Here is a 26,734-nt window from a genome sequence, read left to right as displayed (position 1 = left end):
CTCGCCCCACGGGCAGCGGCCCGCGGGTGAGCCGTTTCCGGGTGAAAGGAGGGTCCGCCGTGGCTTCCCCCACCCCGCACGGCACAGCGGACGGCCCCGGAGCCTCCGCCGTGCCACCCGATCTGGCCAAGCTGCTGCGCGCTCAGCTCGAGGCCGTCGCCGACGAGGTGGAGGAGGAGGTGCGCAGCCAGGTCCCGGAGTACGCGCGGCCGGCCGACGGGACGTACCGCGCGCATCTCAGAGCCGGGGTCGTGCAGGCTCTCACCCTGTTCGTCGACCACATCGCCGACCCGCACGGGCAGGGGGACGCGATCGCCGCGACGTACTACGAACTGGGGCGGGGCGAGGCCCTGGAGGGCCGCAGTCTGGACGCGTTGCAGTCCGCGCTGCGCGTCGGGGGACTGCACGCCTGGCGGCTGATGGGCCGTACGGCGGAGGAGCTGGGGCTGGACTCCGCGGTCGTGGCGGCCCTGGGCGAGCTGGCGTTCCGGACCGTCCACGAGGTGGCCGAGGCGGCCGCGGCCGGCTACGCGGAGGCCCGGCTGCGCAGCACGGACGAGCTGGAACGGCGCCGCAGGCGGCTGCTCGACCTGCTGCTCGGCGACGTCCCGCCGTCCCTGGACGCCGTGCAGGATCTGGCGCACGGCGCCCGGTGGTCGGTGCCGCGGCAGGTGGCGGTCGTCGCCCTCGCGGCCACCCCGGAGCAGCGGGAGGAGGACCGGCCGCTCGCGGCGGCCGGGGCGCTGGTGGACATGGAGTCCCGGCCGCCGCGGATGCTGGTACCCGACCCGGACGGTTCCGGCCGCTTCGGCGGGCGGGCGTTCGCCCTCGCGCTGCGCGGCCGTCCGGCGGCGATCGGCCCGACCGTCCCGCTCACCGCGGCCGCCCAGTCGCTGCACTGGGCCACCCGCGCCCTGGGGCTGATGGGCCGTGGGGTGCTGCCCCGGCAGGGCGTGGTGCGGTGCTCCGACCATCTGTCGACCCTGCTGCTGCACAACGACGAGCCGCTGCTCGCCCAGTTGCGGGCGCGTGTCCTCGCGCCGCTCGACACGGTCTCCGAGGGGCAGCGCCCCCGGCTCGCCGAGACCCTGCTGGCCTGGCTGCTCGGCGGCAGCAACGTGCCCGACGTCGCCACCCGGCTGCACGTCCACCCCCAGACGGTCCGCTACCGCCTGCGCCAGTTGGAGAAGCTGTTCGGCGACGCGCTGCACGACCCCGGTACCCGGCTGGACCTCATCCTGGCCCTGCACGCCGAGGAACTGCGGGGCCGCGGCGGCTGTGCCACGACGTGATGGTCCGCTCACGTCGGCAACAAAAAAGCGGGAGTTTCTGAATTCCCGTCCATAACACCCCGTCAGGAAACGCGAATACCTTCGGGACGTCCTTTTCCCCAGGCGCGTCACCGCGCCCCACCCGCAAAGGATCCCCATGCGTATTCGCTTGTGCCTCGCCGCGCTCTCGCTGCTCGGCGGGGCCGGACTGGCCACTCTCACGGCGCCCGCCGCATCGGCCGCCGCCTGCTCGGACATCGACGTCGTGGCAGCTCGTGGCACCTTCGAACCGGGCACACTCGGTCTGATCGTCGGCGACCCGGTGTATTCCGCCCTGCAGAGGAAACTGACGGGTAAAAGCCTCTCCAGCTACCGGGTGAATTATCCGGCCGACCTTTCCCTCACGTCGGCCGCACAGGGCAACGCGGATCTCGTGAACCACGTCACCAGCCAGGCGGCCGCCTGCCCGAATCAGCGTTTCGTGCTCGTCGGCTATTCGCAGGGCGCGAACGTCGTCGACAACTCCATCGGCATCAGCAGCGCCGGCGCGGTGGTCGGCAGTCCCATCGTCGCCACCATCCCCGCCGCTCTCGAACCGAGGGTCTCCGCGGTGCTGCTGTTCGGCAACCCGATCCGGGCCCTCGGCAAGAGCGTCACCGGCACCTACCAGAGCCGCACCATCGACTTCTGCGCCGAGGGCGACCCCATCTGTGAGAACGGCGGCGGCGACGTGCTCGCGCACCTCGGCTACACGGCAGACGCCGACGCGGCGGCCGTCTTCGCGGCCGGCAAGGTCTGAGCACGAGCCACGCCGAAGTCCGAGCCACGGCCCCGCACCGAAGGGCCCGGGAGGATCCTCCCGGGCCCTTCGGCCGTGCGGGTGCGGCCACTACCGGGGATCGCGCGCGAACTCCGTGAGGCCGGCCGAGACGGGCTCGGGCAGGCCGTTGTTCTGTACGGGCGCCGCGGTCAGCACGTCGAGGTGCTGGTAGCCGTCGGCGACCACGGGGTGCAGGTCGGCCGGGATGCGGCCGGCCAGCAGTCCGTCGCCCGCGAGCACGGTGAGCGTCGGGTTGGCGGTGAGCCCCTCCGGATGCGCGACGAGCCGCTTCACCTGCGGTGAGGTGGCCAGTTCCAGATCGGTGACGAGCTTGGTGGGGAAGTACTGTTCGGTGAAGTCCAGTGGCTGCTCGGCGAGGCTGCGGGCCAGCTCCTGGAGGTCGGTGACCTCCTTGTCGGCGCCGGTGAACGGCGTCCCGTCGGCCGACCGGTACCCCGGATCGTCGGGATCACCGACACGGTCGTAGTCGCGCCAGGTGTACAGCGGCCCGTGGGGCCGGTCGGGGATGGCCTTGTAGGCGGTGCCGAACAGCCCCGGCTGCTGGTCGCCGCCGTTGGCGACGGGGAAGCTCTTGTCGGCCACCGGCCCGCCGTCGAAGAAGCCGACGCTGCTCTGCAGGAACGCCAGCGGTACCGAGTTGTCGTCCAGCAGGGCTCCGAGCACCGCCGCGTTGGTGAGCCGGAAGTCCTTCACGGCGGGTGAGCCGGTGAGGAAGGCGGCGGCGTCCTTGGAGAACAGGAAGCGGTTGGTCGCCTCGATGTTGACGTCGGAGGGCAGGTAGGCCGGCAGGTCGGCCTCGCCGTCGGGATCCCGTACGGCGCCCAGGCCGGCGATGGCCAGCAGGGTCATGGTCTCGGGGTTGAGCAGGACCGGCGCGGACAGCGAACGCGGCAGCACGCCGCTGTCGAGCCCGGCCTGGACGACACCGTATCCGAGGCCGATGTCGGGGAGGTTGGTGTCGTCGGGGATGCTGCCGCTGAGGTCGGCGAGCGAGGTGGAGACGGTGGTGTCGAGGGCGAAGTAGCCGGCGCACTGGTTGTATCCGGCGTCGGCGGTGGTGGCGCGGTCCCCGTCGAAGTCGGCGGTGGCGAAGTAGCCGGTGACGACTCCGCCGAGCGAGTGGCCGCCGCACAGCACCTTCCGCTTGCGCAGGCTCTGGTCGGGCAACTCGGCGGCGAGCAGGTCGTACTGGTCGCGGACGGTCTGTTCGATGCCCAGCTTCGCCATCCAGCCCAGCCGGTCGTTGCCGACGAACCCGGCGAAGGAGCGCCCGTCGACCTGTCTGCCGCGGTGGTAGTAGTCGACGGCCGTGTGCTGGTCGCCGGAGGCGATGCCGGTGTGGTCCTCCAGACAGTTGGAGCGCCGGTCCAGGGCCCAGAACTCGATGTGCCGGCCCTGCGCGGCGGCACGTGCCACGGTGTTGCGGGCGACACTGTCGAACGCCCCGGCGCCCTCCAGGATGCCCGGCTGGGCGAGCAGGATCCGGTCCGCGTCGGCCGATGCCGTGGGGCCGTCGGCGGAGCGGTAGCGCAGGTACGACAGCCAGTCGCACGCCGCCGGACGCGCTCCGAAGGCGGCCGGCAGGGGTGCCTTCACGCGCACCACCGTCTCGGTCACCCCGGCGACCGGACTCGTCGAGGCCACGGGCTCTTCGGTCCTCCCGGTCTCCCCCTGGGCGTTCGGGGCGGCCACGGTGAGGGTCCCGGTGGTCAGCAGCACCGCCAGGGCGGCGCTGCGGAGGGCTTTCGCGGTTCTTCCTGTGCTGCGACTCGTGTCCATGGCCGGACCGTAGGACCGCGGGGACCGGGCGATCGGGCGGTGCTCACAAGAACTCAGCTCCGGGCTGCGCCTTTGTCAGCGCCGGACGAAGGGTCCCGCGGCATGAGCGAGCCCCCGCACGCCATTCGCGTACGGGGGCTCGCCCCTCACTCGTGGAACTCGCCGGGCGGGATCGTCAGCCGACGCTCACGCCGTAGTAGCTGAGAGCCTCGGTGACCGGCTGGAAGAAGGTCGTGCCGCCGGAGGTGCAGTTGCCGCTGCCGCCGGAGGTCAGACCGTAGGCCACGGTGCCCGCGTACAGGGGGCCGCCGCTGTCGCCGCCCTCGGCGCAGACCGTGGTCTGGATCATGCCGTAGACGACGTCGCCGCCGCCGTAGTTGACGGTGGCGTTCAGGGCGGTGACCCGGCCGCTGTGGGTACCCGTGGTGGAACCGCGGCGGTAGACCGTGGTGCCCACGCTCGGGGTGGCCGCGCTGGAGATCGTCTGGCTGCCGACCGTGCTCGGGTGGGCGACCGACGAGTTGGTGTACCGCACCAGGGCGAAGTCGTTGGTCGGGAAGCTGTAGCTGACGTTCGTGCCCAGCGTCGTGCTCTGGCCCGAGTTGGAGTACCAGGTGGAGGCGACCTCACCGCAGTGACCGGCGGTCAGGAAGTAGTAGGTGCTCCCGCTGTGCACGTTGAAGCCGAGCGAGCAGCGGTAGCCGCCGCCGTAGATGGCGTCGCCGCCGGTGATCAGCTTCTTGAACTGGCCCGGCGTGTGCTTGATCGTGAGCGCGCCGGCGTTGCTGCCCGCCTGCTCCTTGATCTTCGTGATCTCGGCCTGCGAGACCGTGCTGTCGACGGTGACGACGAGCCGGTTGGTCTTGCTGTCGACGGCCCAGGCGGTGCCCGGGACGTCGGCCTTGAGCACCGAACTGCCGGCGCTCTTGAGCTGGGCGGTGCTGAAGGTGGCGGTGTCGGCCGCGCTCGCGTTGGGGATCGCGACGGCGGCCGCGGCCACGAGGCCGGTGGCGACGGCGACCAGCCGGCTCCGTCTCGAGATGCCGCGCGGGGTGGGGGTGGTGCGCTTGATCCTCACTTTTCGTTCCCTCCCAGGGGAAGTCGGGGGCCCGTCGAGTGGGGTCGGGGCCCGTGAGGCGCAGCCAGGACCGATGGTGCCCGATTTCGGACACGCCGTGACCCTGACAAGCGCTGTGGGGGAGTATTCGGCCGAACGGACGGTCGGCGCAAGGGCGCCTTTCGGCCGTCAGATCTTGACCGGACTGCGCGAGTTGTCCCTGCCCAAGACCCGTGGAAGCCCTCTTCGCCCCAGTTCAGAGCAGGTTGCGCTCCCCTGCCTCGATCGCCGCGCCCAGCGTGTTCCCCGGCGGCGGGAAGGGACAGATGAAGGCGTCGGCGAAAGCACACGGAGGCAGTACGGCCCGGTTGAAGTCGACCCTCGTGCGCCCGTGCGGGTCGGGTGCGCCCGGGTGCAGGAACCGGAACCGGTAACTGCTCATTCCGCTGGTCGCGTCGGCGAACACCGCCCACAGCGAGCCGTCGCCCTGCACGCTCACCTGGAGGGTGTGGTGCTGCCCGTCCAGCACGAACGCCAGTTCTCCGCCGAGCCCGAGCCCGCGCTCCCGTCCGTCTGCGTTCGGCACCCGGACGGTACGGTCCTCGCCGTACGGCGTGAAGCGCCCGGGTACCGACCAGCGCGCCTGGTACGGGGTGGCCTCGACGCCTCGGAACAGGCGCCGGGCCGCGGCGCCCGGGTCGAAGTCGCGCACCCCCCAGACACCCTCCCTGACCAGCACGACCAGCCGCCGCTCCCCGTACCCGACCCTGGCCGCCACCACTCCCGGGTCGGCGCCGAGCCGCGCCGCACCACGGAACGGCTGCCCGTCCAGGGTCAGCCCGTCGGCCTCGGCCGCGGTGAGCACCACCCCGTCCGCCGCGGCCGTCCAGGCCCCGGGGATGTCCGGAAGTCGACCGTCCGGAAAGTCCTCCAGCCAGTGCGTGCCGGTGAGCGCGAGCGGCCCGTAGGGCGCCGAGACCGTGTCGATGCGGTGTGCGTGCCACTGCTTCCAGGCGACTGCCGCGTCCGTCGTCATCCGATCAGTCCTTTGAGAGGGGGGTGGGACACCGCGGCTGGTGGACGGCCCGGGCCAGGCCCAGGTGCTCGCGCAGTGTGCTGCCCGGGTAGAAGGTGCGGAACAGGCCACGGTGCTGCAGCAGCGCGACCGTGCCGTTGACCAGGCGCTCCAGGTCGCGGTGGGGTTCGAGGGGGACGAGGTGGAAGCCGTCGGCGGTGCCCTCCTGGTGCCAGGAGGCGATCAGTTCGGCGAGGTCGACGGGGCCGCCGCGGTAGAGCGGGCCCTGCGCGGTCTGCCGGGGACCTCCGCCGCCGTGGCCCGGCTCGGCCGCGTGTTCGCCGGCGCCGAGGTCGACGAGCAGGCTCACCAGCACGCGCAATCCGTCCGGGTCCCGGCCGAACGCGGCGGCCTCGGCGCGCAGTCGCTCGCGTACGGCGCGGGCCTGCGCGGAACTCGCCACCCGCACCAGGGCCACGTCGGCGTACCGTGCGGCGGCCGGACGCGCCGGTCCCTCGGTGGCGTCGACGACGCGCACGGGGCGGCCCTGTGGTGGCCGGGGCACGCCGGAGGGGCCGCTTCCCCTCAACCCGGCGGCCCCGTCGGCGCCTTCGCCCGCCTCCTGCCACAGAGCGTCCGGCGGGGCGGTGTTCCGGCGGCCGAAGCGGCGGGGGTCACCCTCGCCGGTGGACAGGTCGATCCACCGGCCGGCCCGGCCCCGGCTGACCCGGTCGAGGGTGGCGACGGCGGCCCGGACGCGGGAGGGCTCGGTGAGGGTGGGCACGAGTCCGACGCGGTGCGTGGCGGGCGCCACCCGGGCGAGCACGGCCGGCGCGTCCAGTCCGGGCCGGGCGGAGGAGTCGTCCAGCGTCACGAAGTCGAGCCCGCCGCGCTCGGCGAGCCGCGCCAGCTCGACGTAGGGGCCGGCCTCGTACACGCCGGGCTGATCGACGGCGGCGGCGAGATGCAGCAGTCCCATGGCTCACAGCACCTTCGACAGGAACGCCCGGGTCCGCTCGTGCCGGGGAGCGTCCAGTACGTCACCGGGCGGGCCCTGCTCGACGATCCGGCCGTCGTCCATGAACACCACGGTGTCGGCGACCTCGCGGGCGAACCCGATCTCGTGCGTGACGACGATCATCGTGGTGCCCTGCCGGGCCAGATCCTTGATGACATCGAGGACCTCGCCGACCAGTTCGGGGTCGAGCGCGGAGGTCGGCTCGTCGAACAGCAGCAGCCTGGGCTCCAGCGCGAGCGCCCGTGCGATGGCGACCCGCTGCTGCTGCCCGCCGGACAACTGCTTCGGATGGGCGTCGGCCCTGTCGCCGAGCCCCACCCGCTCCAGCAGTCTGCGCGCCGTCTCCACCGCCTCCCTCCGGGGCCGCTTCAGCGCGGACACCGGCGCCTCGACGACGTTGTCGAGCACGGTGAGGTGCGGGAACAGGTTGAAGTTCTGGAAGACGAAACCGATCCGGGTGCGCTGCCTCAGCACCTCGCGCTCGGGCAGCTCGTACAGCTTGTCCCCCGACCGCCGGTAACCGATGAGGGCGCCGTCGACGCTGATCGAGCCCTTGTCCACCTTCTCCAGGTGGTTGATGGTGCGCAGCAGTGTCGACTTGCCCGAGCCGGAGGGCCCGAGGACGACGGTGACCTCGCCGGTGGGCACCGCCAGGTCGATGCCCTTGAGCACCTCCAGCGAGCCGAAGCTCTTGTGCACGGACCTGATGTCGACCATGACGCTCATCGCGGAGATTCCTTTGCTGGCAGGGGGTTGGCTTACGCGGCGGCGTCGGCGCCGAGGTCCCGCAGGAACACCAGGGCGGCACGCGCGGTGGCGTCGTTCTGCCGGAACGCGGGTCCGCCCGTGCGGGGGCGGGTGAACGCGCCGGGTGTGCGTCCGTCGGTGTGCGGGCCGAGCGCGAACCGCCGTGGGTGCGGCCGGCCGGCCCGGTCCAGGATCCGCCCGTCGGCCCGGTCCACCCGCAGCAGTCCGTCGGCCGTCTCCGCGGCGCCGTCGGCGTGCAGCTCGCGCAGCAGAGGGTCCAGGGCGCGCCGCAGCGTCGGCTCGGGCAGCCGGGCCTCGACAAGGGCCCGTGCCGTCACCGAGAACCCGGGCACGGTCGGGCTGGACGCCCGGAACACCCCGTCCTCGGCGTGTACGGCCATGTCGGCGCCGACGAACTTCAGCACGCCGGCCCGGGACAACGCGAGCAGCTGCCGCAGCCGGGGCCCGGGCGGTCCGGAGGCGAGGTGGCTGAAGAACCCGTGCCACCAGGACCCGATGTCCCCGAGCCGCACGAGCTGCCCGTAGACGGACAGCAGTCCGAGGAACACGGACAGGTCGGCGCTGTGGGAAGGGTCGTGACGACGGCTCAGATCGTCCTCGACATACCGCCGCAGCCCGTCCTGGAACTCCTCGTGGGAGGCGTACCGCACCCCGTCCAGCGGCCGGTCGAGCACGGCGAGGTCAAGCCGGTCGGCGGGATCGGGCACGGCGGACGCGACCAGGGCGTCCAGCTCGGCCGCGTCGTCGGCCGCCGCGTACTTCTCCTCGAAGTCCGCCCGGGCGATCGCGGTCCGCTCGGGGTGGGCGGTGAACAGCCGGTGGTAGTGGGCGAAGCCCAGCTCCTTCACCACCAGCGGCCACACGTCCCGCCGGAAGTCGAAGCCCTCCGGCCGCGCGAGCAGCGCGTCGATGTCGGCGGGCCCGAGGAACCGGGGCAGCGGCGGGCGCTCCCCCGTCCAGTCGTAGCCGATCTTCGAGTGGTACGGCACCCCGCGCCGCGATCCGACGTACAGCACCGGCTCCCGCCCCGAGGGCACATAGGTGTCCCCCTCGTACCGTCCGCCGCGCCCCTCGGTGAGCAGCACCATCAGGTCGACGAAGGCCAGCCCGAAGCCGCGCACGAGGACGGGTTCGCCGGCCCGGAGCGCGGACAGGTCGCTGTCTGCGGTGAAGTCGGGCGGCAGGTGGGTGAGCCCGTGCTCGTGGGCGTACGCCGCCAACTCGCTCTGCTGATCGTCGAGTTCGGCGTCGAGATGGCCCAGGGCGAGGACGACGAGGTCGGCGAGGAGCGGCCGGGGCCGCCCCTCCAGCCACACCTGCTGACGTCCTTCGCGCGGCCCGCTCACCCGTAGCGCGCGCCGGGGATGGTGGTGGACGCCGATCTGCGGAGGCAGCGCGGCGACGGCCTGTTCGTGCACCCAGCGCAGGTAGGCGCCCTGGAGCTGCCGGTCGGCGAAGAGTCGCCCGTCGACGCCGGCCCACTCGTGCAGGGTGGGCCCGGGCCGCACCGGACCGTCCATCTGCACGGTCTCGTCGGTGAACATGGTGACGTCCTCGGCGTGCGAGTTCATCCACAGCAGCGGCGACTGGGCGGCCCGCCAGATGCGTCCGGCGCCCGGTGGATGCGGGTCCACGAGATGGATGTCGAGGCCCGGACCGGCGTACAGCTCGGGCGCGTTGGCGGCGATGCGTTCGATCAGGCCGGTGCCCCGCGGCCCGGCCCCGACGATCACGAGAGACCGCCTCATCGCCGGTCTCCCGTCCCGCGCGCGTAGTGCTTCTCCACGTAGTACTGACCGACGCCGAGCACCGAGGTGACGACGGTGTACCAGACGGTGGCCACCATCAGCAGCGGAATGACCTGGTACGTGCGGTGGTAGACGAGCTGCACCGAGAACAGCAGGTCCTGGACGGCGATGACGCTGACGACGGAGGTGCCCTTGAGAGTGCCGATCAGCATGTTCCCGGCCGGCGGCACGATGGAGCGCATGGCCTGCGGCAGCACGATCCGCCGCCAGCGGCGCCACCGGCTCAGCCCGAGCGCCTGGGCGGCCTCGACCTGCCCCCGGTCCACGGAGAGGATCCCGCCGCGCACCACCTCGGCGGCGTAGGCGGCCTCGTGCAGGGTGAGCCCGATGATCGCGACGGCGACGGGCGTGAGCAGGTTCACGGTCTTCACACCGAACACCTGCGGATACAACGCCCCGATGTTGAACCACAGCAGCAGCTGCACCAGGATCGGGATCGAGCGGAAAAGCCAGACGTACCCCCAACTGACCGCCCTCAGCACGGGGTTGGCGGACAACCGGGCGGCGGCCAGCAGGGTGCCCAGGACGAACCCGAGCCCCATCACCACCGCCGTCAGCCACAGCGTGAGCCACAGTCCGCGCAGGACGGAGTCGGTGGTGAAGTAGTCGGCGACGACGGCCCACTGGAACGCGTCGTTGCGCAGCACCGAGTTGACGGCGAGCGCGAGCAGGACGAGCACGACGGCGGCGGCCGTCCACTGACCGAGACGGCGCCGCGGAACGATGCGCGGGGTGTCCGCGTGGTCCGGCGCGTCCGGGACGGCGGGGACTGTGGCGAGGGTGTCGGAAGACATGCGAAGGCTCCGTGACGCGGTGGGTCGAACACGGGTGGATGCCTTCACACGGAAAGAGATACGGCCGAGCCCCTCAGCAGGGCCGTACAGCGAGAGTACGGGGGTGTTTCCCCTCACTGTCAAGGCTGTCCGAACTGTGAGCCGTACGTCTCAAGTCGGTTGACGGGTAATCGGAGACCTGCTCCACTTGGCCCATGCATCCGCAGCAGTGGCTGGTCACACGCTCCCACATCGACTTCGGTCGAGTGTGGTCCTCGTCCTGTTGAGCTGACCCCCTGCGCGCCCCGGCCTCCTGACCGGAGGGGCGCCTTTCGCGTTCTCCCCCTTCGCCTTCACACGCGCACCCCTCCCCTCGCGCCACCCTCACCCCTGCCGCCAGGAGACCGCACACCATGCGCACGCTCACGCGTATCCGCACCAGGCGTTTCACCCCTTTCATCCCCTTCGCCCTCATCACCTCCGCGACCCTGCTCCTCACCGCGTGCGGCTCCGGCCCAACCGGTACCGGGACGGCCGAGGCGGCCGCCACGTCGGACGCGATCCCCACGACGGACGTCGTGTCCTCCGTCAAGAAGGACGACGCGGCCGCCGAGCTGCTGCCGTCCGGCGTGACCGGTCTGACCGTGGGCCTGAGCGTCGGCGGCACCCCGCCGGGCACCGGCTATCTGGCCGACGGCAAGACCCTGGCGGGCCAGGACGTCGACTTCACCCACGCGGTCGCCCACGTGCTCGGGATCGAGGTCACGACGGAACAGGCCAGTTTCGAGGCGATCCTGCCCGCCCTCGACAGCGGCAAGTACGACTTCGGCGTCAGCAACTTCGGCGTGACGACCGAACGCCTCAAGACCATCGACTTCGTCACCTACATCAACGACGGCCAGGGCTTCGCCACCCGCGAGGACAGCAAGCTCTCCAAGATCACCGACCTGAGGCAGCTGTGCGGCCTGAACGTCGCCACCGGCGCCGGCACCACCTTCGAGGCCACCCTGGAGGAGAACAAGCACGTCTGCGCCGACGCGGGCGAGACGGCGTACAAGGTCCAGACGTACAGCGAGCAGGGCGCGATCTGGTCCTCGCTCCAGCAGGGCCGCAGCGACATCGTGATGTCCACGATCAACGGCCTGCGCTACGCCGTGGCCCATCAGGAAGGCGTGAAGTTCCTCAACGAGTACCACCGCCTGGACGTCGGCTTCGCCTTCAAGAAGGGCACAGAGCTGGCGCCGGCCTTCCAGGCGGCGGTCAACAGCCTGATCGCCGACGGCACATACGCCAGGATCCTGAAGAAGTGGGGCACGACGGGCTCGGCCATCACCAAGTCGGAGATCTCCCCTCCGGAGCGGTAAGCGGCCTTGGGCCTGTCCGGCGGATCAAGTCGCAGGAAACCGACGCCGGCTCCTCGGCGCAGGTGAGCGGGGCTTGGTGCGTCCAGCTGCAAGGCGGAGGAGGGCGTCGACGCGGAGCGTCGGCAACCGACGGCAACGCCGCGGATGGGCGTGCCAAGCCCCGCGTCTGCGGCATGATCCGCCGGACAGGCCCTAACCCGCGACCGCCCGCCCTCTGAGCTCGGCCCGAACCCCGATCACCCGATCCATCAGAGCACCCAGGACATCCCGGACGGACCCCCGTTCCCGTGCGTCGCACTCCAGTACCGGAACCTCCGCGCCGAGTCCCAACGCGTCCCGGACATCGTCGAGTTCACGGTGTTCCGCCCCGTCGAACCGATTCACGGCGAGCACGAACGGGGCGCCCCGGGCCTCGAAGTAGTCGACGGCGGGGAAGCATTCCTCGATCCGCCGGGTGTCCGCGAGGACGACCGTCCCCAACGCGCCCTCCACCAGGTCGTCCCACAGAAAGGAGAACCGGTCCTGCCCGGGCGTCCCGAACAGATACAGCGCGATGGCCGGGTCGAGGGCGATCCGGCCGAAGTCGAGCGCGACGGTGGTCCTGGTCTTGGACTCCACGCCGTCCAGCGAGTCGACACCCACCGACACCTGCGTCATCGCCGCCTCGGTGTCGAGGGGCTCGATCTCGGAGACGGCCCCGATGAAGGTCGTCTTGCCGACCCCGAGCCCTCCGCTCACCACGATCTTCACGGCGAGCGGCACGATCCTGTCAGAGCGCCCGGGCATGGTCCCTGGTCCTTTCGAGCGTCCGCGTCCTCGACACGGGATACGTCCCGGGCGTGCTCGACGCTCACCGTGACGCCCCTCACAGAGCGCCGCGTAGACCTGAGGATGACGCTGTGTCAGCAGGAGCAGTCGCAGGCGCAGCACTCACAGCATTCGCAGCACTCGCATGTCTCGCAGCAGTCACAGTTGCCGCAGCCGTCGCTGCACCATCCTTCACGCTTCTTTCTCGACCAGGGCCCCTCGAACTCGTCGGCGCAGCACGCCTTGCAGGTGCAGCACAGCCCGAGCGCGACCGCGCACCCGGCCCAGAAGCCCCGTTTGCCGGGGCGCGGCGGCTCACCGCCGAAGGGGTTGCCGTACGGATTGCCGGGTGCGTTCGGATCGACCGGGCCCTGCGGGGCGTACGGCCCGGTCGGCGGGCCGAAGGCGCCCTGAGGCGCATGCGCGTGGCCGCACGAGGACGTCCCGAACGCCCGGTCCACCGACCGCCCCAGCTCGTGCGCGAGCAGCAGATGCGCCAGCCTGCCGTCGGTGAACTCCACATCCCGCAGCGCGAGCCGGATGCCGTGCAGGGCGTCGTCGGCGAGCCGCCGGGCCTCGGTGCGCGGGGTCCCCGTCGCCGTCAGCGGGTTCCAGGCACCGGACGCGGCGTCGGCCGCCTGGTCCTCGACGGCGTCCAGCAGATGCGCGAGGCGCCCGAAGAGGCGGCCGGCCTCGGCGAGCGGTGCGGCGTTGCCCGGCCGGCCGGCCAGCACGGCGGTGTGCGCGAGGGCGGCGGCGGTGGCGGTCTCGGTCGGCTCGGTGACCGTCAGCAGAGACGTGCCGGGCCCGGCGAGCGCCTCGATCCCGACCTGCCGGTCCACGGCGTCCACCAGAACCGCGGTGTCGAACCCGACCGCCGCTCCACCGCGCTCCCCCGCCCGCCCCCAGCTCCGCGCGACCCTGCGCGCGGCCGCGGCCACCGGCCGTCGCGCCAGGAGCCCGTCCCCGTCGGCGACATGGTCGCGGACCTTGGCCGAGGCCAGCACCAGCGAGACGGCCGCCGCGAGCCGCGCGCCCTCCCCCTGCGCGACGGACGCGGTGCGCATCCCGCGCAACGGGCAGGGTCCCGCCGTACGCCGCCACCCGGTGGCCGTCTCGGCCTGAGCCTCCGTCAGGACCGAGACGAGCAGCCCGTCGTAGTTGGTGACGACCCGGGCGAACTGGCCGTGATCGCCGCGCAGCGCGAGACAGAGCCCGCACAGGTGCGCCATCCACTGGGTCTTGAGCCGCTCACCGAGCCGGTGGCTGCACGGCCTGACGATTCCGAACACGACGACCCCCGTAGCCATAGTCAGACATTGAGCTGCCGCATGCTATCGGCCGATAATCACCGTTGAACGCTCTGCCCTGTTCACCCGTACGCACCGTGTATCACCCGTACGCCACGAACAGTCATATTTCACTCTCAGTCAGCAGCCGTGCACGGCAGGACCCTTGGGGGACGCGGGCTCTCGACGGATTCGCTGTGCACCAGTACCGTCACAAACCCCCCGCGCGGCGTCTATCCACTTGGCGCGACATCCGCATCATGGACGACCATGGGGAATGCGGAAAGGAAGAAAGACCGCTGTGAGAGGAGGCGTCCATGGGATCGGTGCGCAAGGCGAGTGCCTGGCTTGGCCTCGTCGACGACAACGATGACGAGCGTTACTACGACGACGACTATTCCGAGGGGACCGACTCCGGCGACGCCTGGGTCACCGACCCCCGCGTGAAGGTGGCCACGGACACGGCCGAGGAGAAGGGCCGCCGGATCGGCACCGTCACCCCGGACAGCTTCCGGGACGCGCGCGCGATCGGTGAGCTGTTCCGCGAGGGCGTGCCGGTCATCATGAACCTCACGGCCATGGAGGCGGCCGACGCCAAGCGCGTCGTCGACTTCGCGGCCGGGCTGATCTTCGGCCTGCGCGGTTCGATCGAGCGGGTCTCCACCCGGGTGTTCCTGCTGACCCCGTCCAACACGGAGATCGTGAACGGCGATCCGGCCCCGCACCGGGGGGACGGTTTCTTCAACCAGAGCTGAGGCAGGGCCGCTCACCGGCCCTGCCCCGGCCCCTTGGGGCCGGGTCAGCGGAAGGCGTCGAGTCCGGTGAGCGCCTTGCCCAGCACGAGCTGGTGCATCTCGACGGTGCCCTCGTAGGTGAGCACCGACTCGAGGTTGGTCGCGTGCCGCATGACGGGGTATTCGAGCGAGATCCCGTTGGCACCGAGGATCGTCCGCGCCGTACGGCAGATCTCGATCGCCTCCCGTACGTTGTTGAGCTTGCCGAAGCTGACCTGCTCGGGACGCAGGCGGCCGGCGTCCATGCGCCGCCCCAGATGGTGGGCGAGCAGAATCCCCTTGTGCAGTTCGACCGCCATGTCGGCGAGCTTGGCCTGGGTGAGCTGGAACCCCCCGATGGGCCGCCCGAACTGCTCCCGCGTCCGCGCGTACTCGACGGCGGTCTCGAAACAGGCGCGCGCCGCTCCCATCGCACCCCAGACGATCCCGTACCGCGCGTGGGACAGACAACTGAGCGGCCCCCGCAGCCCGGTGACCTCCGGCAGCACGGAGTCGGCGGGCAGCCGCACGTCGTCGAGCACGAGCTCGCTGGTCACACTGGCCCGCAGCGACCACTTGTGCTTGATCTCCGGCGCGGAGAACCCGGCGCTGTCGGCGGGCACCACGAACCCGCGGATCCCCCCGTCGGTCCGGGCCCAGACCACGGCGACCCCGGCGACGGACCCGTTGGTGATCCACATCTTCCGCCCGTTGAGCACCCAGTCCGAGCCGTCCCGCTTGGCGTAGGTCCGCATGCCCGCGGGGTCGGACCCGTGATCGGGTTCGGTGAGCCCGAAGCATCCGATGACGTCCCCGCTCGCCATCCGGGGCAGCCACTCCTGCTTCTGCTCCTCGGAGCCGAACCGGTGGACGGCGTACATGGCGAGGGACCCCTGCACGGACACCAGCGACCGGATCCCGGAGTCGGCGGCCTCCAGCTCCAGACAGGCCAGCCCGTACTGCACGGCACTCGCCCCGGCACACCCGTACCCGCTGAGCGACATCCCGAGCGCCCCGATCCCGCCGAGCTCCCGCGCCAGCTCCCGGATCCCCGGCAGCTCCCCGCGCTCGTACCACTCGGCCACATACGGCACCACCCGGTCCGCCGCCCAGCTCCGCACCGTGTCACGGACGGCGAGATCCTCTGGCTCCAGCAGATCATCGATCCCCAGCGGATCGGCGGGATCGAACGGCGGCAACTTCGAGGACGCGGACATACGGCAGCCTCCGGGAGCACGAAAACTAGCAACGCTAGTTACGATGTCCGGCCGACGCTACCAAACGCGCCGCGACGGCGAGGCACGACAGGGGCGAAGGCGATGCCCACCCGGCCACGCGAAGCCGCCGACGGCGCGTCACCCGCACGGGCGACGATCACCACTCAACGAACGGTTACCGGTGGTGCGTGGGTGGCAGACCCGGCCTCCCGCGGAGCGGGCAGCCCGACCGCGGCGGACTCGCACTGCATGACCCGCGGCAACCGCAACGCCATCACCGCCCCCAGCAACAACAACCCCGCACTCACCAGCAGCGTGGCATGCAGTCCGTGCACGAAGCTGTCCTTCGCGACCCGCCGCAGCGCGGCCCCGGCCGGCCCGCCCAGCTGCCCGGCCACCTCATAGGCCTCGCCCAGCGAATGCCCGGCGGCCGCCGACGCGGACGCCGGCACCCCGGGCACGGACGACAGCCCGGGCGCGTAGGCCGCGTTCATCACGCTGCCCAGCAGGGCGATGCCGATACCCGCCCCCAGCTGGTAGGACGTCTCGCCGATCGCCGCGGCGCCTCCCGCCCGTTCCGCCGGCGCCTCGCTCAGCATCGACTCGTACGCCGCGAACAGCGTCGTCTCCAGACCGAACCCGAGCAGTACGAACCCGAACAACAGCAGCGCCGCGTTGTCGGCTCCGCCCATCGCGGTCAGCAGCAGCACCGCCAGCGCCGTGAGGAGGAATCCCCCGCACACCATCCGCCGCGGCCCGAACCCCCGCAGCAGCCGCGCCCCGGCCAGCCCCGCCGCCATCGCGGCGAAGGTCAGGGGCAGGAGTCGCAGGCCCGTCTCCAGCGGAGACAGCCCCAGCACCAGCTGCAGATACTGCGCCGCGATCAGTTCGAGCCCCACCAGCGCCAGCATCGCCAGCACGATGCACCCCACCGACGTACTGAACGCCGGCCGCGCGAACATCCGCAGGTCCACCAGGGGATGCGCCCGCCGTCGCTGGCGTCGTACGAAGAGAGTGAGCAGCACCGCACCGACCGCCACCGGCACCAGGGTGAACGCCCCGAGCTCGCCGCCGCCCAGCCGCTTCACGCCCAGGACGACACCGAACAGCCCGGCCGCCGCCATCAGCGCGCCGACCACGTCCCAGGGCCCGTCCTCCACACCCCGCGACTCCGGCAGCAGCAGCCGACCCACCGGGAGGCTGACCAGCATCAGCGGGATGTTGACGAGGAAGACCGAACCCCACCAGAAGTGCTCGAGGAGGAAGCCGCCCAGCAACGGGCCGACCGCCGCGCCGACCGCGGCCACGGCACTCCAGATGCCTATCGCGAGCGCCCGTTCCCGCCGGTCGGGAAAGACCTGCCGCAGGATCGACAGCGTGGCCGGCATGATCATCGCGCCGCCGACGCCGAGCAGCGCCCGCGCCACGATCAGCGTCTCGGCGCTCCCGGCGAACGCCGCCAGCGCGGAGGCGACGCCGAACAGGGCGTACCCGAGCAGCAGGACCCGCCGTCGGCCGACCCTGTCGCCGAGCGTGCCGAAGAGGATCAGCAGCGAGGCGCAGACCAGTGGATAGGTGTCGACGATCCAGAGCAGCTCGATCGCGCCGGGCCTGAGGTCCTCGGTGACCGCGGGCACCGCGACGTGCAGCACGGTCGCGTCGACCGCGACCAGGAGCAGGCTGACGCACAGCACCACCAGTACGACCCAGCGGTTGGCACCGGCCCCGGCCGCCCGACGGCGCAGCCCGACGGCAGCCGTGGTCGTCCCGGACATGAACGTACCTCCCAGGTGATCCCTCGATCCGGCGGGCTCGCGGGGTGGGGGGCTCCCCGCGACTCGGCCGGAGAGGAGCGGTGGTCTCCGGCCCGCGCAAACGAACACGAGTGAGACGCAGCGTACGCGAGTTCGCGCCAGGGCCACGTGGCGGAGCTCTCACCCTTCACAGCGAACCCATGTGGCGTACACCACTCCCCGAGCGGCGGCTTTCCCCGCGCCCGCGGCGCCCGGTCGATAATCGGGCCCGTGACCGATCTTGCAACGCGCGTGGCGCCCGCCGGCTCCGCGGCCCTGCGCCGGGCGGCCCCCGCCCTGCTGGGGTACGCGGCCGTACGGGCCCTGGGCCTGCTCGTCCTCGCCCTGTGGAGCGCCGCCCGCGACAAGAGCGCGTACACGCTGCTGACGGCCCGCTGGGACTCCCTCTGGTACACGAGGGTCGCCGAGGCGGGGTACGGCTACGAGGTCCGGCTGCCCAACGGCGACGTCCACTCCAACCTCGCGTTCTTCCCGCTGCTGCCCTGGCTGGAACGACTCCTGCAGGCGGTGACGCCGCTGTCGTACGCCGACGCCGGTTTCACCGTCTCCCTGGTCGCCTCGCTCGCCGCGGCCTGGGGGATCTTCGCGGTGGCCGACCATGTGTACGGCCGCCGGGTGGGGGTCTGCGCGGTTCTGGTGTGGGCCGTCCTGCCGGTCGGGATCGTGCAGTCGATGGCGTACAGCGAGTCGCTGTTCACCGCTCTGGCCGCCTGGTCGCTGTACGCGGTGCTCACCGGAGGGTGGGTGACCGCCGGCGTCCTCGCACTGTTGTCCGGTCTGACCCGGCCGGTGGGACTCGCGGTGGTCGCCGCGGTCTGGGCGGCCGGCGTGGCGTCCTTCCTGCGGGACCGGGGCGTCCCCCCGGGGCTCTCGTTCGGGCGCAAGCGCAGCGCGGCGCCCGAGCCCGGCGCGCGCGCCGACGAGCACGCCCCCGGCACGCCCACGGACGCCGCTCTCCGGCACGAACGGACACCCGACGGCGCTCCTGCCGGGATCCGCGCCCTTGGCATGCTCCTCGCCCCGCTGGGCGCCGCCGGGTACGTCCTGTGGGTCGGCCACCGGACCGGCAAGGGCCCGCTCGGCTATCTCGACGTCCAGGCGGGCTGGCGCAACGGCTTCGACGGCGGCTACGCCTTCGCACGCTTCGTCGCCGACAAGTTCACGTCATTCCCGTCCGCCCTGGCCGGCCTCGGACTGGTCGTCGGCGTCGCCCTGCTGGTCCGGCTGTACGTCACCTGCGTACGGCAGCGCCAGCCGCTTGCGCTGCTGGTGTACGCGGGTGTGGTCCTCGCCCTCGCCCTGTGCGCGTCGAGCTACTTCGGCTCGAAGCCGCGCCTGCTGCTGCCCGCCTTCCCGCTGCTGTTCCCCCTCGCCCTGGCCCTGGCCCGGCCGCGGACCTCGCGTGCGGCGCTGGTCGCGGGCGGTGTCGCGATGGCGTCGGCCGTGTACGGCGCGTGGTGGCTGAACGGCTCCGGTCCTCCATGAGTTTCAGGTGAACTCATTCATAAGTTCCTTAAAACTATCCCCGCCAATGATCAAAGGAATTGAAGGGACCGGTGTTCGAGGATTACTGAATCCGTAGGAATAAAGATCCCTTCTGAGAGCAATCCCACATCACATCGTCATCACAAACCAGCGGAATCGGCCGAGTGCCGAGCTCACTCGCTGTAACGTCGTTTAGGTGCGTACCGAACGAAACCTCACCCGTCTGGACCGGGTGTTCGCCAGGCTCGACCGTGAGCCCGAACGGCCCACCCACATCGACGTGCCGAGGATGAGCAGGCACCGGATCGCGCTGTTCGCGGCGACCCTGGCCTTCTACCTGGCCATCGTGTGGCTCGTGGTGATCACCTCGTGGCTGGTCCGCCTCGACTGGCAGGTCATGTTCTTCCGGCCGTACCAGCAGTGGCCCGAGATCCACGCGTTCCTGGACTACTACGTGGTTCTCGGCCAGCGCGGCCCGACCGCCGTCATGGTCGCCGCCTGGCTCGGCTGGAGATCCTGGCGCCAGCACACCCTGCGCCCGCTGCTCACCCTGGGCGCCTCGCTGCTTCTGCTGAACATCACCGTCGGCGCCGCCAAGCTCGGCATGGGCCGGCTCGGACCGCACTACGCCACCACCATCGGCGCGAACGAGATGGGCCTGGGCGGCGACATATTCCCCAGCGGTCACACCGCCAACGCGGTCGTGACCTGGGGAATCCTGGCGTATCTGGCCTCCACCCCGAGGGCCCGCCGCTGGCTGTCGGCCGTCTCCGCGGTGGTCTCGCTCGGCGTCGGACTCACCACCGTCTACCTCGGTACGCACTGGCTGAGCGACGTCGTGCTCGGCTGGGCCGCCGGTCTGCTGATCCTGCTGGCCCTGCCCTGGTGCGAGCCGCTGATCGCCCGTGCCGAGGTCGCCATCCTGGACCTGCGCGACCGTCGGCGCGAGCACCGCACCGGCACCCTGCCGGTGCCGGCCGCCCCCGTCGCCGTACCGATGCCCTTCACGCCGCGCACGGCGGCGCCGCAGGACGAGGCCGCCGCGGCCCGTGAGACGGTCGCCGCGCCCCGTTCGCCCCGCGCGCCGGTCTACCTCGCCCCCGGCCCGCACACGGCTCGCTCCGAGCGCACCCCGGTCACGCCCGTCGGCAGCCGCAGACCCCCGCACTCCGACCGCCTCCCGCGCGGCGCGACCGCCTCGGCGGCCCGCCCCCTGACCGGCGGCTGACCCCTCGATCGGCGGGACCACCGGTACGCACAGCCCCGGTCCCGCGCACGAAGGCCCCGGTTCCCACCTGACGGGAACCGGGGCCTTCGCCGTCCACGCCCTAGGTGGTCTTCGCCATGATCAAGCACCGTCGAGTGTCAACAACGCTCGTGATCAATACACCTAGCCCTTCCAGGCCCGCGCCACGCGGCCGTCGCGCACCTCGAAGTTCAGCCGTCCGAAGCGGTACTCCATGGTGATGATCGCCCCCGGCGGCAGCGAGCGCACCGTCGACCACCCCCGTTCGCGGGCGAGCCGCTCGGCCCGCTCGGCCTCGAGACCGACGTATCCGTCCGGACTGTCCTGGGGTTCATTCGGTGCCATGCCGCCCACGCTAGGCCTCGGACAGCCGCCGGGAAACCCCGGAAGGGGGATGTGGATCACTCCGGTCACACTTCTGTCACAGGATCACGACACATGTTTCGGTCGCCCTTCGTCACACGTACGAGCGGTTCCAGGGCCCTTCCGAGCACATTCGAACGTAATTCCCGCCCGTCACCGCGACTCCTCGGAAAACCCGGCGGAAAGTCCCCGGAGAACCCACTTCCGGACCCTTTCCGCCGCCATTCCGTACAGGGCCGGGCAAGCTGACACCTCATAGGAAATGCACCACTCCGCCACACATCCTCCGCACCCCTGCTCGCCGCGCGGGCGGCTCAGGGCGTGTACGCCAGTTGCGGCACGTCGAAGCAGGTGCGGGTCATCTCCCCCTGCGAGACCCACCCCCGGCCGTCCTCCCAGCGCGCCACCGACAGACACGTCCGCCGGGTCCCCGGCGGTGCGGTGAGGCGCTCGAAGCGCACGGGAAGCAGCAGCCCGTCGGCGTCGTAGTCCTGGCCGCGGTTCATGAAGTCGTCGACGCACGCGCGGGTGACGCCCCGGTCGGCGCACGCCTGCGCCGCCCGCGTGAACCACTTCGCGGCCGCCCACCCCTCCAGCTGCCACTGCGAGTGCGTCCGGAGCCCCTCGGTCGCCTCCTGGAACTCCCTTGCCGCCGGCTGGGAGGTGTCCTGGAAGTTGCGGCTGGATCCGGTGGCCCACAGGACGTTGCGGCAGGCCGGGGAGTCCTTGTAGTCGTCGGGGACGGTGGACGTCCAGTTCTGCACGTTGGTCACCTTGGCGGTGACCCGTGCCCCGACCTCGTCCATCGCCTCGCACAGTCGGGCGTTGCCGTGTGTGTCGAGGGCGTCGAAGACGAGGTCCGCGCCCTCCGCCTTCAGGTCGGCCGCGACGGCCCGGAAGTTGGGCAGCGCGAAGTCGACCTGTTCGTCCACCACCTTGTACCCCTCGGCCTTCAGTCCCTGTTCGACGAGCCGGGCGTAGGCGGCGGACGCGGACTGGTTGTAGGAGACGACGGCGGCCGTGCGGGCGCCGTGCTCGCGCTTGAAGTAGCGGTAGACCTCGGTGCCGCCGTACAGCTTTCCGTCCCAGCCCGGGGTGCCGTCGCGGGGCGCGAGGCTGCCGTAGATGCCGTACAGGTGCGGCCAGGTGTCGTAGGCGGCGCCGAGGGGCTGGCCGCCGACGTCGGGCACGCGCGCGTGGGAGACCCGGGAGGCGCCCGCGTAGTCGAGGGCGGTGGTGGCGACGAGGGCGACGACCCTGTCCTCGTCCAGCAGCTTGTGCACGCAGGTGTTGTTGCCGACCCCGCTGCCGCCGTCGTCGCACAGCCGCACCTCGACCCGGCGGCCGGCGATGCCCCCGCGCGAGTTGAGGTGGTCGAACCAGGCCCGGGCACCGTCGCGGGGCCCCGTGAAGGCGCTCCCGCCGACGGGGCTGGTGGCGCTGGTGATGATGCCGACCCGGATCGGCTCCCGCGTGGTGGCGCGAGGGGTGCCGCGATCATGTGCGAAGTCGCTCTCCGGGAGCCGGCTGCCGCAGGCCGCGCTCAGCAGGAGCAGCAGCACGGCGGCAGCGGTCTCAGCAGCCCGGCACCGCCGACCCGGACTCATTGCCGCTCAGCTGGACGAGGGCGCAGAGGGTGGTGACGGAGACCTTCCAGGTGCCCTCCTGCTGGACGGCCCGTCCGGAGGCGTGCGGGAGGGCGGTCGCGCCGTCGAGGGTGAGGGTGTACGTCACGGTCGCCTCGGTCGGCCGGGTGAACTCGACCTTCTCGACCTTCGCCGCCACCTGTCCGCCGCGCCGGTCACCGCCGAACGCCTGGAGGACGGGACCCATCCGCTCGCCGTTCTCCAGGACGGCCAGCTTGTCCTCGGTGGAGCTGGCCGGGTCGAAGAACTTCTGCCAGTTCTGCCGGATCTGCTGTTCGGCCGCCGCCGGGTCGGCGGGCGCGGTGGCGGCCGGCGCGCTGCTCGTCATGGGAGCCGTACCGGCCCCGCCGCCGCCTCCGTCGTCGCTGCAGGCCGCGAGCGCCGGGGCGAGCACGAGGACGAGGGCGGCCGCGAGTGCCGTGCCCCGTCCCGCCGCGCGTGGACCGCTTCCCCGTCGCGCCTTCCCCCGCCTGCGGTCGCTCCCGAGAACCATCTGGCTCACCACCGGGTGTCGGTCCGGGCGTGCGCGCCCGGTCCTTTCAGGGTCAGCTTGCAGAGGGCATAGTGCAAGCCATTGGCCGACATGACCGTCGTACGACGTGTGGGAGCCGGAGATGCGGACAGGACGACTGCGGACCGTGCACCCCGTCCTGTGGGCCGGCTGGGCCGCGCTGGCCGCCGGCGCGGTGCTGTGCGTGGTCGGCTGGTACGGCGTCTCCGGCGAGCGCTTCGCCGAACGGCAGCTGCCCTACCTCGCCTCCTGCACGGTCCCGGGCGCCGCGCTGATCGTGGCCGGGGCGGTCCTGCTGACGCATGGACGCGCGCATGCCGCCTCGGCGCGCGTGGAGGAGCTGTACGGCCTTCTGGTGGCCGCCGCCGAGCCGCCGGAGGCGGAGGAGCCCGTGGCGGCACCGGTCGCGGTCAGCGGTGAGCTGCGGATGGTGCCCGGGGGCACGCTGTGGCACCGGGCGGACTGCCCGCTGGTCGCCGGGAAACCCGAGGCGGTGCCCGTGGACGGCACACTCCTGGCCGGCGGCGAACTGGCGCCCTGCCCGATCTGCGAGCCCGACGCGGCGGACTCCTGATGTCGTCGCTCACCTACGACCTCACGCTCGCCGGTCTCGCGATCGGCGGCGCGGCCGCCCTCACCGGGATCGGCCTGATCGTCACCTACCGGGCGACCGGCGTGCTCAACTTCGCGCACGGGGCGATCGCGATGGTCTGCGCGTACGTGCTGCGGCAGTGCGTGGTGGAGTGGGGCTGGCCCCTGTGGCAGGCGGCGGCGGTGACACTGCTGCTGCTCGCGCCGGGGATCGGGGTGGTGCTGGAACGGTTCGTCTTCCGTCCGCTCGCGGTCCTGGGCGGCGATCCGGCGCGGTCCCTGGTGGCGTCGATCGGTGTGTTCGTGCTGCTGGTGGGCGGGGCGGCGCTGGTGTGGGGGCAGGGGGCGCGGGACGACGTGCCGGAGCCGGCGCCGGCGGATCCTTGGGGACAGCTGGCGGTGGTGCTGGTCCTTGCGGCCGGGGTCGGCGCGGTCATCCGGTGGACGCCGTTCGGGCGGGAGCTGCGGGCCGTGGTCGACGACCGGGAGCTGGCCGTGCTCGGCGGGATCGACGCGGACCGGGTGGCGGCGGCGGGCTGGGCGTTCGGCTCGTTCACGGCCGGTCTGACGGGCGTGCTGCTGGCGCCGTACGTACGCCTCGACCCGTACGGGCTCCCGCTGCTCGTGATGGAGGTGGTCGCGGTCGCGGTGGCGGCGAGGATGCGCAGCCTGGCCGTCGCGGTGGTGGTGGCGCTGGGCATCGGCATCGCGCAGAGCCAGCTGACCCGGCTGCATCCGTCGGGCTGGGCCGCGCCGCTTCTGCAGGCGATCGGCGCGAACCTCTTCGTGGTGGCCCTCCTGGTCGCCGCGCTCGTCCTGCCGGGTGTGGGCACGCGTGACGCGCTGCCGCGCACGGTGACCGGGCGGGTGACGACCCCGCCGGGCGCGTGGATCGTGGCGGTGGTGCTGTTCCTGCTGCCGCTGGGCCTCGCGGGCGCGGACCTGCACACGTCGGTCCAGGTGCCCGCCCTGGGCGTGATCCTGCTGTCCCTGGTGGTGGTCACCGGCCGCGGCGGCCAGATCTCCCTCGGTCAGGCGGCCTACGCGGGTCTGGGCGCCCTGTTCACGGCGCTGCTGGCGGCGGGCCGCTTCCCGGGGCTGCCCCGCCTGCCGGAGCTGGCCGCGCTGGCCGGGGCGGTCCTCCTGGTGGCCCCGCTGGGACTGCTGACCGGCCGGCCCGCGATCAACCGGCACGGCCTCGCCCTGGCCCTCGCGACCTTCGCGGTCGGCGTCGGTGTGAGCCGCTTCGTCTTCGTCCAGCCGTACGCCACCTCGGGGCTGTCCCTGGGCCGCCCGGCCGGCTTCGACGGGGACCGCGCCTACTACGTCCTGGAGCTGGTACTCCTGACCGTCGCCCTGCTGGTGACACGGGCACTGCGCCGGGGGCGGACCGGACGGGCCCTCGCGGCGATGCGGGACCATGAGCAGGGCGCCTCGGCGGCGGGCGTCCGCGTCCCGTCCCTGAAGCTCCTGGCCTTCGTCGCCGGGGCCGCGCTGGCCGCGCTCGGCGGCGGCATGCTCGGCATGGGCCTGCGGGCCTTCGACGCGGCGGCCTACGACCCCGTGCGCGGCCTGCTCTGGTTCGCGGCGGTGGTGGTCCTGGGCGCCGACAACGCGCTGGGCGCCCTGACGGCGGCGGCCCTGCTGGTGGGACTGGACGCGGGCGCACGGGGCGGGGTGGCGGCGGCGCTGGTGGGCGTGCTGGCGGTACTGGTCGGCCGGTTCCCCGACGGCCCGTACGAGGCACTGCGAGCGGCGCGCGAACGGGCTCGGCGCAGGGCGACACTGACCCCGGCGGGTGCGCGGCTGCGACGGAGACTGCGCACCGAGCCCGCCCGCACGTCACCCCCACCGGACGGCCTCCCCCACCCCGCGCCCCGGCCCGCCCGCACGTCACCCCCACCGGACGGCCTCCCCCACCACGCGCCCCGGCCCGCCCGCACACCGCCCCCTCCCCTCCTCACCGCTCGGCACCTGCGAGTCCATTACGGGGGCTTCACCGCGCTCGACGGGGTCGGGCTCGAGGTCCGTGCCGGTCGGGTCGCCGCCGTCGTCGGGCCCAACGGGGCGGGGAAGAGCACGCTGTTCCACTGTCTCGCCGGCACCCTGCGCCCCGCGCACGGGCAGGTGGTGCTCGGCGGGCGGGACATCACCCGGCTGCCCGCGCACGCCCGTACCCGTCTCGGAGTCGCGCGGACCTTCCAGCAGCTGGCCGTGTTCCCGTCGCTGACCGTGGCGGAGAACGTCCGGGTGGGGGCGGAACAGGGGCGGGCCGCCGGTCCGGAGGCCGTGGAGCGGGCGCTCGCGCTGTTCGGGCTGGACGGGCCGGTCCGTGCGCTGCCCGCCGCCGCGCTTCCCACCGGCACCCTGCGCCGGGTCGAGCTGGCCCGGGCCTTCGCGGGGAGCCCGCGCGTGCTGCTGCTCGACGAGCCGGCCGCCGGACTCGACACCGCCGAGGTGACCGCGCTCGCCCGGATCCTGGGCGCCCTGGCCGCCGACGGCACCGCCCTGCTCGTCGTCGAGCACGATCTCGACCTGGTCGCCGGTCTCGCCGACGTCGTGCATGTCATGGCGGCCGGCCGGATCGTCGCCTCGGGTCCGCCCGACCGCGTCCTCGACGCCCTGGAGGCCTCGTGATCTCACTGCGGCACGCGCGCGTGCGCTACGGCCCCCTGGAGGCCCTGCACGGTGTCACCCTCACCGCCCCCGGCCCGGGCCTCACCGTGCTGCTGGGCCGCAACGGCTCCGGCCGTACGACGGTGCTGCGGGCGCTGGCCGGGGCCGTCCCGCTGGCGCAGGGCGCGGTGATCTGGGACGGGGCGGATGTGACCCGGATGCCCGCGTTCGAGCGGGCGCGGCGCGGCCTGTGCCTGGTTCCCGAACGGCGGGCGGTGTTCGGCTCGCTGACGGTGCGGGAGAACCTGGACCTCGTCGGGGCCGACCACACCCTCTACCCGAGGCTGGAGCCCCTGCTCGAGCGCCGCGCCGGCACCCTGTCGGGCGGGGAGCAGCGGATGGTGGCCCTGTGCCGCGCCCTGTCGGCACGCGCGCGCGTGGTCCTCGTCGACGAGCCGGCACAGGGCATGTCCCCGGCGGTCGCGGCCCGCACCTACGCCCTGCTGGCCTCGCTCGACGCGTGCGTGGTGCTCGCCGAGCAGCGGCTGCCGCCCGCGCTGCACGGCCGTGCGGCCTTCGTCTACGAACTGCGGCGTGGCTCCGTGGTGTTCGGCGGGGAGGCGGGCGAGTGGGCGGGGCGCGCCCGCGACGGTGCGGCCCCATCCGGTGGCTGAACCGGATG

Annotated in this window: 23 protein-coding genes; 9 read left to right on the top strand and 14 right to left on the bottom strand. The window is 72.5% G+C overall.

All coding sequences use genetic code 11. The annotated features are described in order from the left end of the window. The first annotated feature begins 59 nt into the window (after positions 1–59). Positions 60–1,292: a PucR family transcriptional regulator gene (locus ACIBVL_RS26605; protein WP_399100548.1), complete on the top strand. Its 1,233-nt coding sequence runs from the start codon at positions 60–62 to the stop codon at positions 1,290–1,292. A 136-nt stretch (positions 1,293–1,428) separates the two neighbouring features. After that, a complete protein-coding gene (locus ACIBVL_RS26600; RefSeq protein ID WP_399100546.1) occupies positions 1,429–2,070 on the top strand; it encodes a cutinase family protein in 642 nt (213 codons plus the stop codon). A gap of 90 nt (positions 2,071–2,160) precedes the next feature. Here the strand turns inward: ACIBVL_RS26600 and ACIBVL_RS26595 are convergent, their stop codons facing one another. The 7 genes from ACIBVL_RS26595 to ACIBVL_RS26565 all read right to left on the bottom strand — a co-directional run bounded on the left by ACIBVL_RS26595 (position 2,161) and on the right by ACIBVL_RS26565 (position 10,351). Then, positions 2,161–3,891, bottom strand: a complete 1,731-nt coding sequence (locus ACIBVL_RS26595) for a hypothetical protein (RefSeq protein WP_399100544.1) — start codon at positions 3,889–3,891, stop codon at positions 2,161–2,163. A gap of 175 nt (positions 3,892–4,066) precedes the next feature. After that, entirely contained in the window at positions 4,067–4,969 is a 903-nt protein-coding gene (locus ACIBVL_RS26590; protein WP_399100541.1) for a S1 family peptidase, read from the bottom strand. A 235-nt stretch (positions 4,970–5,204) separates the two neighbouring features. Further along, positions 5,205–5,984, bottom strand: coding sequence for a DUF1684 domain-containing protein (locus tag ACIBVL_RS26585; RefSeq protein WP_399100539.1), 780 nt, complete (start codon positions 5,982–5,984; stop codon positions 5,205–5,207). 4 nt (positions 5,985–5,988) lie between these two features. Then, positions 5,989–6,942, bottom strand: a complete 954-nt coding sequence (locus ACIBVL_RS26580) for an LLM class flavin-dependent oxidoreductase (RefSeq protein ID WP_399100536.1) — start codon at positions 6,940–6,942, stop codon at positions 5,989–5,991. Between the two features lie 3 nt (positions 6,943–6,945). Then, entirely contained in the window at positions 6,946–7,707 is a 762-nt protein-coding gene (locus ACIBVL_RS26575) for an amino acid ABC transporter ATP-binding protein (RefSeq protein ID WP_399100534.1), read from the bottom strand. A 32-nt stretch (positions 7,708–7,739) separates the two neighbouring features. Further along, entirely contained in the window at positions 7,740–9,497 is a 1,758-nt protein-coding gene (locus ACIBVL_RS26570; protein WP_399100532.1) for an FAD/NAD(P)-binding protein, read from the bottom strand. Beyond that, complete coding sequence (locus tag ACIBVL_RS26565; RefSeq protein WP_399100530.1) at positions 9,494–10,351, bottom strand: amino acid ABC transporter permease; 858 nt, start codon at positions 10,349–10,351, stop codon at positions 9,494–9,496. The genes ACIBVL_RS26570 and ACIBVL_RS26565 overlap by 4 nt, the downstream gene beginning before the upstream one ends. A gap of 392 nt (positions 10,352–10,743) precedes the next feature. On the opposite strand from ACIBVL_RS26565, the gene ACIBVL_RS26560 reads away from it, so the two are divergent. Then, positions 10,744–11,694 carry an ABC transporter substrate-binding protein gene (locus ACIBVL_RS26560; RefSeq protein ID WP_399100528.1) on the top strand — a complete coding sequence of 317 codons (951 nt, stop codon included), beginning with the start codon at positions 10,744–10,746 and terminating at the stop codon, positions 11,692–11,694. Positions 11,695–11,886: 192 nt separating this feature from the next. On the opposite strand, the gene ACIBVL_RS26555 is transcribed toward ACIBVL_RS26560, so the two are convergent. Continuing rightward, complete coding sequence (locus ACIBVL_RS26555) at positions 11,887–12,480, bottom strand: GTP-binding protein (protein WP_399100525.1); 594 nt, start codon at positions 12,478–12,480, stop codon at positions 11,887–11,889. Between the two features lie 116 nt (positions 12,481–12,596). Beyond that, the gene (locus ACIBVL_RS26550) at positions 12,597–13,793 is read right to left on the bottom strand and encodes a DUF5685 family protein (protein ID WP_399101225.1); all 1,197 of its coding nucleotides are present in this window, start codon (positions 13,791–13,793) and stop codon (positions 12,597–12,599) included. 314 nt (positions 13,794–14,107) lie between these two features. On the opposite strand from ACIBVL_RS26550, the gene ACIBVL_RS26545 reads away from it, so the two are divergent. Continuing rightward, on the top strand, positions 14,108–14,545 hold the full coding sequence (locus ACIBVL_RS26545) for a cell division protein SepF (RefSeq protein ID WP_399100524.1): 438 nt from the start codon (positions 14,108–14,110) through the stop codon (positions 14,543–14,545). A gap of 44 nt (positions 14,546–14,589) precedes the next feature. Here the strand turns inward: ACIBVL_RS26545 and ACIBVL_RS26540 are convergent, their stop codons facing one another. Then, complete coding sequence (locus tag ACIBVL_RS26540; RefSeq protein ID WP_399100522.1) at positions 14,590–15,780, bottom strand: acyl-CoA dehydrogenase family protein; 1,191 nt, start codon at positions 15,778–15,780, stop codon at positions 14,590–14,592. Between the two features lie 164 nt (positions 15,781–15,944). Then, positions 15,945–17,555 carry an MFS transporter gene (locus tag ACIBVL_RS26535; RefSeq protein ID WP_399100520.1) on the bottom strand — a complete coding sequence of 537 codons (1,611 nt, stop codon included), beginning with the start codon at positions 17,553–17,555 and terminating at the stop codon, positions 15,945–15,947. Between the two features lie 249 nt (positions 17,556–17,804). Here ACIBVL_RS26535 and ACIBVL_RS26530 point away from each other — a divergent pair, with 249 nt between their 5' ends. Continuing rightward, positions 17,805–19,079 carry a mannosyltransferase family protein gene (locus tag ACIBVL_RS26530; protein ID WP_399100518.1) on the top strand — a complete coding sequence of 425 codons (1,275 nt, stop codon included), beginning with the start codon at positions 17,805–17,807 and terminating at the stop codon, positions 19,077–19,079. A 196-nt stretch (positions 19,080–19,275) separates the two neighbouring features. Further along, positions 19,276–20,307 carry a phosphatase PAP2 family protein gene (locus ACIBVL_RS26525; RefSeq protein WP_399100516.1) on the top strand — a complete coding sequence of 344 codons (1,032 nt, stop codon included), beginning with the start codon at positions 19,276–19,278 and terminating at the stop codon, positions 20,305–20,307. Between the two features lie 162 nt (positions 20,308–20,469). Here the strand turns inward: ACIBVL_RS26525 and ACIBVL_RS26520 are convergent, their stop codons facing one another. The 3 genes from ACIBVL_RS26520 to ACIBVL_RS26510 all read right to left on the bottom strand — a co-directional run bounded on the left by ACIBVL_RS26520 (position 20,470) and on the right by ACIBVL_RS26510 (position 22,827). Continuing rightward, on the bottom strand, positions 20,470–20,670 hold the full coding sequence (locus ACIBVL_RS26520; protein ID WP_399100514.1) for an I78 family peptidase inhibitor: 201 nt from the start codon (positions 20,668–20,670) through the stop codon (positions 20,470–20,472). Between the two features lie 332 nt (positions 20,671–21,002). Then, positions 21,003–22,295, bottom strand: a complete 1,293-nt coding sequence (locus ACIBVL_RS26515; RefSeq protein WP_399100512.1) for an ABC transporter substrate-binding protein — start codon at positions 22,293–22,295, stop codon at positions 21,003–21,005. Beyond that, on the bottom strand, positions 22,264–22,827 hold the full coding sequence (locus tag ACIBVL_RS26510) for a hypothetical protein (protein ID WP_399100510.1): 564 nt from the start codon (positions 22,825–22,827) through the stop codon (positions 22,264–22,266). Before ACIBVL_RS26510 ends, ACIBVL_RS26515 begins: the two co-directional genes overlap by 32 nt. 121 nt (positions 22,828–22,948) lie before the next feature. Between ACIBVL_RS26510 and ACIBVL_RS26505 the strand changes: the two genes are divergently transcribed. From ACIBVL_RS26505 to ACIBVL_RS26495, 3 genes are read left to right on the top strand one after another with little or no spacing between them, the layout of a single operon-like run. Beyond that, positions 22,949–23,419: a hypothetical protein gene (locus ACIBVL_RS26505; protein ID WP_399100508.1), complete on the top strand. Its 471-nt coding sequence runs from the start codon at positions 22,949–22,951 to the stop codon at positions 23,417–23,419. Continuing rightward, the gene (locus tag ACIBVL_RS26500) at positions 23,419–26,073 is read left to right on the top strand and encodes an ATP-binding cassette domain-containing protein (protein WP_399100507.1); all 2,655 of its coding nucleotides are present in this window, start codon (positions 23,419–23,421) and stop codon (positions 26,071–26,073) included. Before ACIBVL_RS26505 ends, ACIBVL_RS26500 begins: the two co-directional genes overlap by 1 nt. Beyond that, positions 26,070–26,726 (top strand): ABC transporter ATP-binding protein, encoded by a 657-nt coding sequence (locus ACIBVL_RS26495; protein ID WP_399100505.1) that lies wholly within the window; start codon positions 26,070–26,072, stop codon positions 26,724–26,726. Before ACIBVL_RS26500 ends, ACIBVL_RS26495 begins: the two co-directional genes overlap by 4 nt. Positions 26,727–26,734 lie beyond the last annotated feature (8 nt).

The organism is Streptomyces sp. NPDC049687, assembly GCF_044465285.1.
Taxonomy (GTDB): domain Bacteria; phylum Actinomycetota; class Actinomycetes; order Streptomycetales; family Streptomycetaceae; genus Streptomyces.
Note: the sequence above shows the minus strand (reverse complement) of the source record. Positions and strands in the feature narration are given on the sequence as shown.